At 36.4% G+C, this 13,027-nt stretch carries 10 protein-coding genes; 3 read left to right on the forward strand and 7 right to left on the reverse strand.

What is annotated here, in order from left to right:
- Positions 1-2 precede the first annotated feature (2 nt).
- Entirely contained in the window at positions 3-1,052 is a 1,050-nt protein-coding gene (locus ACFSAH_RS00115) for an endonuclease/exonuclease/phosphatase family protein (RefSeq protein WP_379660643.1), read from the reverse strand.
- Between the two features lie 237 nt (positions 1,053-1,289).
- Here ACFSAH_RS00115 and ACFSAH_RS00120 point away from each other — a divergent pair, with 237 nt between their 5' ends.
- Positions 1,290-3,827 carry a TonB-dependent receptor gene (locus ACFSAH_RS00120; protein ID WP_379660644.1) on the forward strand — a complete coding sequence of 846 codons (2,538 nt, stop codon included), beginning with the start codon at positions 1,290-1,292 and terminating at the stop codon, positions 3,825-3,827.
- A gap of 35 nt (positions 3,828-3,862) precedes the next feature.
- Positions 3,863-5,770 carry a DUF5689 domain-containing protein gene (locus ACFSAH_RS00125; protein WP_379660645.1) on the forward strand — a complete coding sequence of 636 codons (1,908 nt, stop codon included), beginning with the start codon at positions 3,863-3,865 and terminating at the stop codon, positions 5,768-5,770.
- 123 nt (positions 5,771-5,893) lie between these two features.
- Here the strand turns inward: ACFSAH_RS00125 and ACFSAH_RS00130 are convergent, their stop codons facing one another.
- Both ACFSAH_RS00130 and ACFSAH_RS00135 read right to left on the reverse strand, forming a co-directional pair.
- The gene (locus tag ACFSAH_RS00130; RefSeq protein ID WP_379660646.1) at positions 5,894-6,553 is read right to left on the reverse strand and encodes a YdeI/OmpD-associated family protein; all 660 of its coding nucleotides are present in this window, start codon (positions 6,551-6,553) and stop codon (positions 5,894-5,896) included.
- Between the two features lie 10 nt (positions 6,554-6,563).
- On the reverse strand, positions 6,564-7,094 hold the full coding sequence (locus ACFSAH_RS00135; RefSeq protein ID WP_379660647.1) for an RNA methyltransferase: 531 nt from the start codon (positions 7,092-7,094) through the stop codon (positions 6,564-6,566).
- A 60-nt stretch (positions 7,095-7,154) separates the two neighbouring features.
- Between ACFSAH_RS00135 and ACFSAH_RS00140 the strand changes: the two genes are divergently transcribed.
- Positions 7,155-8,474 carry a DEAD/DEAH box helicase gene (locus ACFSAH_RS00140; RefSeq protein WP_379660648.1) on the forward strand — a complete coding sequence of 440 codons (1,320 nt, stop codon included), beginning with the start codon at positions 7,155-7,157 and terminating at the stop codon, positions 8,472-8,474.
- 299 nt (positions 8,475-8,773) lie between these two features.
- Here ACFSAH_RS00140 and ACFSAH_RS00145 read toward each other — a convergent pair whose 3' ends face one another.
- The 4 genes from ACFSAH_RS00145 to ACFSAH_RS00160 form a co-directional block, all read right to left on the reverse strand.
- Positions 8,774-9,571 (reverse strand): DUF4249 domain-containing protein, encoded by a 798-nt coding sequence (locus ACFSAH_RS00145; RefSeq protein WP_379660649.1) that lies wholly within the window; start codon positions 9,569-9,571, stop codon positions 8,774-8,776.
- Between the two features lie 5 nt (positions 9,572-9,576).
- Complete coding sequence (locus ACFSAH_RS00150; RefSeq protein WP_379660650.1) at positions 9,577-11,910, reverse strand: TonB-dependent receptor; 2,334 nt, start codon at positions 11,908-11,910, stop codon at positions 9,577-9,579.
- 243 nt (positions 11,911-12,153) lie between these two features.
- Complete coding sequence (locus tag ACFSAH_RS00155) at positions 12,154-12,555, reverse strand: DUF2721 domain-containing protein (RefSeq protein WP_379660651.1); 402 nt, start codon at positions 12,553-12,555, stop codon at positions 12,154-12,156.
- A gap of 10 nt (positions 12,556-12,565) precedes the next feature.
- Positions 12,566-13,012 (reverse strand): hypothetical protein, encoded by a 447-nt coding sequence (locus ACFSAH_RS00160; RefSeq protein ID WP_379660652.1) that lies wholly within the window; start codon positions 13,010-13,012, stop codon positions 12,566-12,568.
- Positions 13,013-13,027: the final 15 nt, after the last annotated feature.

Below are 13,027 nucleotides of genomic sequence, written 5' to 3' on the forward strand. Positions count from 1 at the left end.
CTTTACTGTTCTATTGGTTTTACAAGAGTGATATAAACAGGAAAGTGATCACTAAAACCACCCACGTATCTATCAAAATCAAAGGTTCTTTTCGGATACCCTTTATATTTTCCCGAATTTTGTATCATTTCTTCTCTTTTATAAATACCAGTCTGATAGAAATAGTATTTATCGGAAGATTTGTTGGTTACGTTTTCAGAAACAATAATCTGATCAAACAAAGCCCAGGCATCTTGATAGGCTATTGTTCCGGTACCTTTTTTATAGATATCTTCCCATGGATTATATAATTTTCCTTTTATGGCACCCGTTGGTGTAGACGAGGTTTTTAAAACTTTTACAACACTGGGATCGGTAGGGTTGTCGTTTAAATCACCCATGACCAGAATGTTTGCTTTAGTATTGACTTTTAAAATAGCATCAATAGCAGTTCTGCACACCAGAGCGGCTGCGGCTCTTCTGTCAGCAGATGCAGAGGACCCACCATATCTGGAAGGCCAATGGTTAACAAATATATGGTACTCTTCGCCAAGTAACTTTCCTTTTACCCAAAGTACATCTCTTGTTTTTCCTTTATATCCATTAGCTGCAGCAGGCAGGTCAACATATAGTGCCGCACTGGTATCTACTTTAAAATATTTGGGATTATATAAAAAACCAACATCAACACCACGTGCATCCGGTGAATCGTAATGTACAATTTGATAATCCCTGTTTTTTAGATTTTCAGATCTGCAAAGATCAATAAGTACATTTTTATTTTCAATTTCAGAAACTCCAAGTATGGCAACGCCATCAGCAGATACGTTTTTGCCAATCTCAGAAATAACGGAAGAGAGTTTTTCAATCTTGTCTGTATAAACTTGTGAATTATATTTTTTCTTGGAAGCAGGCAGATACTCATAATCATTTATACCTGCCTGATGTATGGTGTCGTATAGGTTTTCCAGATTATAGAAGCCAATATTAACAACACTAAATTCTCTTTTTTGTGCATAAGCCTGAAAAAGAGCTAATGAAAACAGAATGGAGAAAAGGAATTTTTTATGCATTTCTTGTATAATAAAATGCAAATATGGAACTGTAATATAAGTTCTGTGTTAAGCCATTTTTAAGATAAATATATTTTTGTTTTTTCTGTTTTTGGATGTTAATGTAATCTTAATGAAGTGGTTATGTTAAGAAAATATAGTGCACTTACTTTTGAATCCGGTAAATACGCTGAAAAATATTTACCGGAATAATAGTAAAAAAGCAGGTTCAATTAACAAATTACACTTTAGAACTGAATGGCCAAACAATTACATCCTTTAATGGTAGCAGCAGTTATGCTGGCCCCATCATTGGTTTTTGCACAGTTGAAGACAGATACAACAGAGGTGCAGCAAATGAAAGAGGAACTCCGGAACAATATCCCTATTGTAGTTTTAGATGAAAACGATTCTGAAAATGCTACAGGAAGCGGGGGACAAAGTATATCTTCTGTTTTATATGGTGGCAGAGATCCCTATTTTTCAGGAGTTTTTAATTTTAATGTAGCTCGTTTTAAGATAAGAGGCTATGATAACTCTTATTCTGAAACTTATATTAATGGCGTATCCATGAAAAATTTAACCAATGGATATATGCCTTGGAATTTGTGGGGAGGACTCAATGATGTCATGAGAGGCAAAGTGGTGAGCTATGGTTTACGTCCCGTTGATTTTGCTTTTGGAGATATAGGTGGTGCTACAGCTATTGATATAAAAGCATCCAGTCAACGTCCGCAATGGAGCGCCAGCTACGCACATGCTAACAGAAATTATAATAGCAGGCTTATGTTGAGCTGGGCTTCTGGAATGAGTAAAAACGGATGGGCGTTTGCTTTCTCTGGTTCTTTTCGCTATGCAAAAGAAGGTTATATTGACGGAACTTATTACAATGGAGCATCTTATTATGCAGCTGTAGATAAGAAAATTAATGATAAGCATTTATTGTCTTTAGTTACTTTCGGGACACCTACGGTATCTGCCGGACAGGCAGCAGCAACTCAGGAAATGTACAGTCTGGCGGGTACAAATTACTATAATCCATCATGGGGATACCAAAATGGAGAGAAAAGAAGTGCTAATTTAACTACAACTTTTCAGCCCTACACCATACTTACACACGAATGGAAAATAAATCAACAGTCTGAACTAAATACCTCGGTAGGTTATTCTTTTGGAGAAAGATACCGAACTGCATTAGATTGGTACAATGCTGCGGATCCACGACCTGATTATTACCGTAATCTACCGAGTTATGCAACCAGTCAGGCAGCCAAAGATATTCTTACAGACTTATACAGCAATAATGAATCTTATAGGCAAATTAATTGGAACCGCTTGTATGATGTAAACAGGTCGAGCTTGATGGAGTTGAATAATAATGGGACGATAGTTTCGGGGCGCAGATCAAGATATATACTGGAAGACAGAGTAACAGCATCTAACAAACTTAACTTCAATTCGGTATATAATAATCAGCTTACCGATAAGATAAAACTTACCGGAGGATTGCTTTACAATACACAAAGAGACAGAAACTTTAAGCGTGTAAATGATCTTTTAGGGGGCGATTTTTATTTGAACATCAATCAATTTGCAGAAAGATCTTATCCTAATGATGATAATGTCAATCAAAACGATCTGGATAATCCAAACAGAGTACTTTATAAAGGTGATGAATTTGGATATGATTATTATTTGAATGTAAGAGAGGCTAAAGTTTTTGCTCAGGCAGAAGCAAAGACAGATTATTTAGACTATTTTTTAGCTGCATCTTTCTCTAATACATCCCTTTGGCGTGATGGGTTGGTGCGTAATGGATTGTACCCTATAAGTTCTTTCGGGAAATCCAGAGAATATACTTTCAATAATTATAATCTGAAAGGTGGTTTAACCTATAAACTGGATGGGCGTAACTATTTCTATGCAAATGCATCGGTGGGGAACAGAGCCCCTTTTGTAGAAAATGTTTTCATTTCGCCACGTAATAGAAATACATCTCAGGCAAATGTAACTTCAGAAGATGTTATAAGTGCAGAAGCGGGGTATATCTTAAACTGGGAAAAACTGAAGCTTAGGGCAAATGCTTATTACGCTTCTTTTAAAAATGGAATGGATGTGTTGAATTATTATGATGACAGCTACCAGAATTTTGTTAACTACGCACTTTCTAATATAGATAAAGAACATTATGGTGGTGAGTTAGGAATAGAAGTGCCTTTTTATAAAGGATTTAAATTTGTAGCGGCGGCCAATATTGGAAGGTACTATTATACATCAAGACAAAGGGCTATAGTTACGGTTGACAATAGTTCGGAAATATTAGCGGATGAAATTGTTTATTCCAAAAATTTTAATGTTGGACAAACACCACAAGAAGCCTATACCGCAGGTATAAATTATCAAGGGAGAAGAAACTGGTTTTTAAACCTGAATGTTAATTATTTTGACAGGTATTACATAGCTATTAATCCCATCAGAAGAACGGAAAGGGCATTAAATGGTGTGCAGGCTGGTTCGGAACTTTGGTATTCTATTCTGAATCAGGAGAAGCTCGAAAACCAATATACCATGGACTTATTTGGAGGTAAGAACTTTACTTTAAAATCCGGAAAAACACGTTTACCATTTTCGTTTATATTGGGTGTAAATAACCTGTTGAACAATAAACAATTAGTTTCTGGCGGATACGAACAATTACGTTTTGATTTTGCACAAAAAGATGCCAATAAATTCCCAGCAAAATACTATTACGCATACGGGATTAACTTTTTTACCAGTCTTACTTTAAGATTTTAATGAATTAACAACTTTTTACAATTAAAGAGATGAATATGAAATTAATGAAATTAGGTAGCATGATAATGCTATTATTTGTAGCCCTAACAGGCTGTAAAAAAACTTACGATGAGCCACCTTATCCAGAAGAACCACAGCTGGAAGCAAATATTACCATAGCTCAGCTATTAGCTAAATATCAGGGATCACCACTTGAAATTACAGAAGACCTGGTACTAAAAGCATTGGTGGTAGGAGACGATAAATCGGGAAATATTTTTAAAAAGATCTTTGTTCAGGATCAGACAGGTGGTTTAGATATAGAGATAGATGCCAATAATATCCACAATAATTACCCAACAGGAAGCTGGGTATACATTAAGGCTAAAGGACTAACTTTAGGAACTTATAATGGATTGTTAGAGTTGGGTTTGGGAATAAATACCAGTAACCAACCTGTGCGTATTCCGGGAGCGGTGATTGATAAATATTTGGTTAAAAGCTATGCTGTAGATGTGATGAAACCGGTTCAGCTTTCTATTAATCAGTTAGATAATCAATATCTAAGCATGCTGGTAGAGCTTAAAGATGTTCAGTTTGATGATAGTGAGTTGAGTAAAACTTATGCGAATGCTACCAATCCGGCATCTACACAAAATAGAATTGTTAAAGATTGTAACGGTAACCAGATTACTTTGCGGATGAGTGACTATGCAAATTTTGCAGGGGAAAAGGTTGCAAGAGGAAAAGGTTCTTTAGTAGGTATTTATACCATATTTGGAACAACTAAACAATTTATGGTAAGGGATCTGGAAGATATGAAAGACCTGACAGGTGACCGTTGTGATGGAAGTTCGGGAGGTGGTGATCAATCTGGGTCTGAAGAGCTGATTTCTATCAGTGAGTTGCGCTCTAAATTGGCGATAACCAGTCCTAATGATACTGAAGTTAAGTTACCTGCCAATACCAAAATAAAAGGGATAGTAGTTTCTTCAATAGCAAACGAAAGTCAATACAATTTAAGAGTACAGGAAAAAGGAGGAGCGGGTATTTTAGTTTATGTATCTAGCGGTGGATCAAATACATTTAATTTAGGTCAGGAAGTAGAAATCAATACCTCAGCTCAATCTTTGATTGTTTATAACGGAGATTTAGAATTAAAAGTGCCTTTGTCTAATATTAAAGCAGTAGGTACAGGAGCAATAACACCAAAAACAACTACTATTACAGAAATTAATTCTAATATTAATAACTGGACATCAACTGTTGTTAAATTGGAAAACCTTACCGTAACAAAAGGGGCTTCCAATTCAAGTGGTTTAAATTACACGCTTACCGCAACAGACGGGTCTATAGTAACTTTTGTAAGAACTACTTCGGGCATTACCATACCCGATAATTTAACATCAATTACAGGATATCTGTCTCTATATAATGGAACAAAGCAACTGACTGTACGTACAGCTGCTGATGTGGTAGCAGGAACAGGAAATCCTAATCCCGGAGGAGGAAATACGGCAACTTCACTTACAGAAGATTTTAGTACGTTAACTGCAGGTGGTAATACGGCCAGTACAGGCGATAATGCGCCTAGTGGAACAAAATGGAGTGGAAATGAAAATTTCCCAACTGTAGAGTCTGCCTATCCTGCAGGTGGAATGGTTAAATTGGGTACAGCTTCTTTAGTGGGGTCTATAACCAGTAAAAAACTAGATTTGAGTGGTAATGGCGGAAACTTTAAAGTAAAATTAGATGTAAAAGGATGGAGTGCAGCTTCGGGACAAATTGTTGTTAAAACAAGTTATGGACAAGAAAAAACGGTTTCTTTTACTGCTAAAATGGGCGATCCTTTAGAAACTTATACGCTTGACTTTACGGGGGGAACAAGTGAAACAACAGTAACTATATCAACTATCAGTACCAGCCTTAGAGCATTTATAGATAATGTGAGTATTGCTAAATAACAATCAACCCAAACATAAATAACCAATACAAAAAGTCTATCGGTAAAATATTGCTTTTCCGGTAGGCTTTTTTCTGTTTTTAATCATGTCCCAGAATTTATAGTTGGCCCACCAGAGAAAATATTACTTTTCTGATGGACTTTTCTTTTGATTCCGTAATTTCTCTATAAAGGCTGTTTGTCTGCTTAATTTTGTTTTTTCCTGTTTGGCAGTTAATAACCATATCAGATACTCCTTTTTACAGGTATAGCTCAACGTATTAAAAAACGATTTTTCTTCCGGAAAAGAATTGAGGAGATTATCCAGGTTTTCGGGCAGGGTAATTATTCTGTTCTTGACATCAATAAATTCACCCAACTCATTTTGAGCAATAGACTCGTTGCTTATGCCAGATTTTTTAACAGTATCAATAGGTTTGATTTGTAGTCCTGTCCAGTTCTTGTCAATAGCTATAGAGGCAACAGGTCGTAATTCATATTTCTCCAAATCTTTCCAGGATGACATCATTTCCAGATCACTTTTTATGTTAGATGTCTTTTTAGGGTAGCATATCCAGCATAAGCTACTGGTTGTGATAGCAATATGTAGCTGATTTAAGGATGAATATAATACGTTACTGTTTTCAACAAATAAAATAATTACGTCCTGATCTTTTGCCGTAGTTACCAGCTCAAAATCTTTATGAAGCCCATTCATGAAATCAATAAACTCAGAAGGGGCATTAGCTAAGTATACTTTTTGTCCCGACTTTATCTTTAGTTTCTTTATTAATGAAAGCTCCATTGTTGTTTTTTTACTGATTTAATTTCGAGAAAAAGTCCCATAAAACAATCCCTGTACTAATCACAATATTAAAAGAATGCTTAGTCCCAAACTGAGGGATTTCTATACAAGAGTCAATCTGTTGCATTACTTCTTCGCTAACACCATTTACTTCGTTGCCAAAGAACAGAGCAAATTTTTCGCCATGTTTCGGTTCAAAATCCAATAAGCTCACGCTATTCTCTGCCTGTTCAATAGCAATAATTTTATAACCTTTTTCCTTCAGATCCGATACCGCATCAGCAACTTTATCAAAATATTTCCAGTCTATAGATTGTGTGGCGCCCAAAGCTGTTTTTTCTATTTCGCGATGTGGCGGAGTAGCAGTAATTCCACACAAATACAAAGAATCTACAGCAAAACCATCAGCAGTTCTAAATGCAGATCCTACATTATGTAAACTTCTAACATTGTCTAAAACAACCACAACAGGCAGCTTATCCTGCTTTTTAAATTCTTCAACACTTGGGCGGTTGAGTTCATCTAATTTGAGCTTTCTCATGTTGCAAAGATAAATAGCTGAATGATGTATATGCTATAATATTTACTGATATTTGCCATTATGATAGAAAAGCTGAACCCTTACTTACAAAAATTAGGTATAGAAAAACTGAATAACATGCAATTGGAGGCATTACAGGTGGCAGAAAAGCATCCTGATATGCTCTTGCTGTCTCCAACAGGATCAGGGAAAACGCTAGCTTTTTTATTGCCACTTTTGTTAAACCTTAAGTTTGACCAGAAAGGAGTTCAGGCTGTGGTGGTGGTTCCGTCCAGAGAGCTGGCACTACAAATAGAACAAGTGTTTAGATCTTTGCAAACGGGACTGAAGGTAACTTGTTGTTACGGGGGACATTCTGTTAAAATAGAAGAAAGCAGTCTTTTGAATGATGCACCAGCATTGATTATAGCAACTCCCGGACGATTATCGCATCATCTTAGGAAAGGTAATTTTGATGTTTCTACTATTAACTATTTAATTTTAGACGAATTTGATAAATCTCTGGAGTTGGGTTTTGATGAGGATATCAGTTTTATTTTTGACGAACTGTTTAAGGTAAAAGGCGTGGTGTTAACATCTGCAACTCATTTTGAAGAATTACCTTCGTATGTTGCTGCACGTGATTTTTTTCAATTAAGCTTTTTACAGGAAGAGGTGCATAAACCTAAATTATCTGTAGAGGTTATACATACGCGGTCAAAAGATAAATTAAAACTGTTGCTTCACACACTTTGTAAATATCCTAATCAATCAACGTTGGTGTTTTGTAATTTTAGGGAAGCTACAGAGCATGTTTATGAATTGTTGAGACATAAGGGGATTTCGGCGGTTATTTATCATGGAGGGTTGGAGCAACAAGATAGAGAAAAGGCCCTGGTAAAATTCAGGAATGGCACAGCTTCCATTATTGTAAATACGGATCTGGCATCGCGGGGTTTAGATATTCCGGATGTGCAACATGTTATTCATTATCAATTGCCTTTAAATGAAGAGTCTTTTATCCACAGAAATGGAAGGACTGCCAGGATGAAAGCCGATGGTATGGTGCATTTGTTGCTCTCGGAAGAGGAGTATAAACCTGAATATATTACTGATTATACGGAAACAGATTTTATAAATGAAGATTTGCCTTTGCCTGAACCTACAGAATGGGTAACTTTTTATATTGCTGCCGGTAAAAAGGATAAAATTTCTAAGATGGATGTGGCAGGCTTATTCTATAAAAAAGCTTTTCTGGAGAAAGAGGATCTGGGAATGATTACCCTACAGGATAAAATGGCTTATGTGGCTGTTAAACGTAAAAAAGCAAGGGCAGCTTTAGATTTGTTGAAAAACGAAAAAATAAAAGGAAAGAAATATAGGATAGGTATAGATAATTAAAGCTATATCAAAAGGACCTTGCTATTGCGCAAGAAGCCGCATCATCGTCAATTTAAACGAGAATTGACGATGATGTGGTATTCAGGTAAGGAGATTGCTAAAATGGGGTGTTTACCCCCTTTCACTAGGTCAGAAGGGGGTGTGTCAAAAGAACTTTGTCCATCCCGAGCGCAGGCAGGCGATGGATCTCTTTCAGAATTACTTAGATAAGAAATTTCTCTTCATTATACTCATCGAAATGACAACGTTTTTATTTTTGATACAGCTATGATCCTCTTTTATTAAATGTCAGTCATCATCTATTTAACCTGAAAAGAATTTCTTTGTATAGTATGTGCACTGAAATAACCTAAGGCATCTCCACTGATATTTGAAACAGGATTACCCGCAGATACAGGTGGACCGCCACCTCCGGTTATCTGCACTAAAGAATAGAAGTATTTATAAACTTCCGGACTGATGCAAAGAAACTCTACGTCAATATTGTCGTCTACTTCAATTTTGGGGTCATCTGTATAAACCGTTCTGTTGACATAGCGGCCATTGTCAAATTTATCATTACTCACAAAAAAGCCTTTATAAGGTACTCCATTATTTTTGATAATATAACGGTAAGCGTTACCTTCTTCCGGTGGATCCTGATAGTGCAGTTTTAAGAAGTTTCTTTTCTCGTCAAACATAGAAACCTGGGTTACCGAAATAGAATCCAACACTACCTTTTCGGGCATTACACAACTAGCCTGATATGTTTTGTCGTTTATAGTTACGGCTAAATAGTACTTCTTGCCTGATAACCCTTTGAAAGAAGCAGAGTACAATCCGTTGCTTTCTTCTGTAAGATGATAAAGCTGACCGTTTTCTTCCTGGATCATAACTGTTGCCCCACTAATTTCTTTAATGGCAGATTCATTTTTAAACGGAACGGTTTCGCTTATTTTTACAAACTGTTTGCCCAGTTCATCCGTTACATTCCCTTCAATAACCAGTTTGGGTTGGTTTTGGTTAACATCAATATCAATTACCTCTTCGCATGATGACAGGAGGAGGGTAAGTACGGCTATAAAGCCTATATTTTTTACAGCATAAATTAGTTTCATGATTACTAAAATTTAAAGTTCCACGTTACAGAAGGTATAATACCAAAAAGAGTAGTTTTTACAGCTTCTGTTTTGGTAGGATCGTTTTCGTTTTCTCTGAAATCAATAGAATAGGCATTTTTTCTATTATAAACATTATAAAGTCCAAAAGACCAACTGGATTGGTATTTCCTGTTTGGATCGCCTTCCAGTGTAGCCGAAAGGTCCAGTCGGTGATAAGCTGGGGTACGGTAACCATTCCGTTGCGAATAATAGAACAGGGTGTTTCCGTCTATCTGGTACTTACCCTCGGGGTAAGATATAGCATTACCCGTATTGTACACAAATGCAGAAGAGAATACCCACCTTGCATTTGCTTTGTATATACCTACTACAGAGATGTCGTGTGTACGGTCTTGCTTGGCATTAAACCATTTTCCGTTGTCTATTCCGTCAAAACTTCTTTCTGTTTTAGAAAGCGTATACCCAACCCATCCGTTAAAATTGCCAAATTTCTTTTTGAAGAGAAGTTCTATACCGTAAGCTCTGCCATCGCCGTATAATAAATCGGCTTCAACATTTGAATTACCTCTTAAATCAGATCCGGTTTTATAATCAATCTGGTTTTGCATCCATTTGTAATAGACTTCGGCAGAGAATTCATAATTATCATTTTTAAAGTTATTGAAATATCCTAAAGCTACCTGATCTGCAATTTCAGGCTTGGTATTGTTACTGCTCATGATGTAAATATCTGTAGGCGACGTGGTAGTCGAATTAGACATCAGGTGCAGGTTTTGGGTGTTTCTGGTGTAAGAGGTCTTTAAAGATTTATTGTCTGCAAGTTGCAGGCTGGCAGATAATCTGGGTTCCAGATTGAGATAGGATTTTACTACTTGCCAATCTTTGTAATATTTGCTTTCTGTAATATCTCCATCCACATCATAGGTATTAAAAGTACCTGCTCCAATCATCGAAAAAGAGTTTAACCTTAATCCGTAGGCCACGTTGAAGATGTCCGAAACTTTCCAGTCATCGGTTACATAAACAGCTCCTTCAAAACCTTTTCTGTTCTCAATTTTAGATTCGTTGACGCTGGATAAACTGCTTGCGGTTATTTTTCCGGGGTCAATAGTGTGGTGAATAAGGTTTATGCCAAATTTAATATTGTGCTCGTTGGCAGCATATTGGAAATCTTGTTTCAGGTTGAAGTCTTTAATGGCAGAACTTACTTTAAAGTCGTTAGATTCCATTAAGCTTTCTATCCGGTAATCGTAGTTAGAATAGATTAATGAAGTATTTCCAAATAATCTGTTAGAAAATATTCTGTTCCATCTTACGGTAGCAGTAGTGTTTCCCCAATCAAAACCAAAGGCATTTTTTAGGTAAAGGCGGTCGCGTCCAAAATAACCGGATACAAAAATGGTGTTTTTATCGTCCAGAATAAAGTTGGTTTTAGCGTTAAAGTCATAAAAGTACAGCTTGTTACCTCTGATGCTGGAGTCGGGAGAAAAAGCCAGAAACATATCGGCGTAGGTTCTGCGTCCACTAAGCATGAAAGAGCTTTTTCCTTTAGAGATAGGTCCTTCTACCTTTAGTTTGGACGATATCAGACCAATACCACCTTCAATACCAAAATCGTTTTTGTTACCGTCGTTCATCCTGATATCCAGGACCGAAGCAAGCTTGCCACCATATTGTGCCGGCATACCGCCTTTAAATACGGTTACATCTTTTATGGCGTCTGAATTAAAGGTAGAGAAAAAACCTAGCAGATGCGAGGCATTGTAAACCGGAGCTTCGTCCAATAATACAAGATTATGGTCTACTGAACCTCCTCTGACATGGAACCCTGAGCTTCCCTCGCCAGAAGAACTAATACCTGGTAGTAGTTGGATGGTTTTTAAAACATCTCTTTCACCAAAAAGAACGGGTATGTTTTTAATGTCCCTGACGTTCAGTTTTTCTACACCCATTTGTGGGCTGGTTACATTTTCGTTTCGTCTTTCTGCATGTACTACAACCTCTTGTAAAGTAGTAGAGGTTTGCATCTGATAGTCCTTTTTAAGGTTTGTAGCCAGTTTTATTTCTTCATTGATAGTTTGATAACCTACATAACTTATACTTACCCTATAATTTCCTTTGGGTAAGGTAATGGAATAGAATCCATAAGCATTGGTGACGGTCCCTAATTGTTTATCTCCTGATATTTTTACTGTGGCCCCTATCAGGGTTTCACCTGTTTCTTTATCGCTAATTACTCCATTAATGGTTGATGAAGCTTGCGAATGTGCAGATAGATAGGTGGTTATGATGAGTAAAGGAATGAGCAGTAATTTTAGATTGCGGTATAGTGACATAAAATAAGGCGTAGATAACTTTAATAGTTGCTAGGATGTGTTTTTAGATTAAGTTGTTTGTTATGAGTGTATTGAATGTTTTTTTTGTAAAGCTATATTTTTTGATTTAAATGTGTATTGTTCATTATCAGATTGTTGCGTGTTAAATTTGAATATATCATAACGGATGATAATAATATCCATCTGTTTTTTATGATTTAAGACGAACCGTTTCTTTAAAAGTTACACTATATATACCGTTTTTTATTTTTTTTCTGTTTGTTTGGTTTCCAGATCCATCAATTCTATTTCAAGAGCCGTTGCTGATATTTGTATTTCCCTGAAAGAGAGGAATAACGAAATCATCAACAAAAAAAGGCTTGCTCCAAATACATATTCGGCGATGTCGTTTTGATTGTAATAAAGTAAAAACATACACAGTACACAACAAAAAAAGCTGAGTATACCAAAACCCTGCATATTCCTGATCAGAAATATACGTCTTTTTAGATTTTGGATCTGTGCCAGTAAGCGTTCTTCTTTATTTTGAAGATAAATAGGTTTTATGCTTCTGATTAAGTTTGCTAAAGCCAAAAATCTATTGGTATAAGCCAGCAGTAATAAGGATATTGCTGAGAATAATAGGGCAGGGGTCGTAAGTTCCATAGTCTGCATTTTATTTGACGTCTAAGATTTGATGTTGTTTACCGTTAATCACAAAACTATCGCCTGCCTTTTTTCTGGCTATTTCTTTAGCTAAAGGTGATAGGGGAGAAATGTTCATGATTTTTATACCGTTTACCTGCAACTCGCCAATACCTGCCGCAATAAACAGATTGCCAATAGATGTTTTTACAAGTGCCCCTAGGTTAACCTCTTTGGTGTCTTCGGCCCGTATTTTAAAAAACTGTTCCTTTTGTGCAAGCAGTTCAGTAAGTTGTTTTTCAAGCATATTTATTTCCTGTTGGAGCATTTCACGAGATGTTTCGTATTTGTCGCCCATACTACTTTTGGTATCGTTATTAGATTCACGTGTTTGGGCAATCAGGCTGCGGAGATTATATTCTTTCTCTTCCAGTTTAAGGATAGCACTTTGTATAATATCTGTTTTGTTCAAGCTCATGATATTCTGAATATG

It is taken from the genome of Pseudopedobacter beijingensis, assembly GCF_042678145.1.
Lineage (GTDB): Bacteria > Bacteroidota > Bacteroidia > Sphingobacteriales > Sphingobacteriaceae > Pseudopedobacter > Pseudopedobacter beijingensis.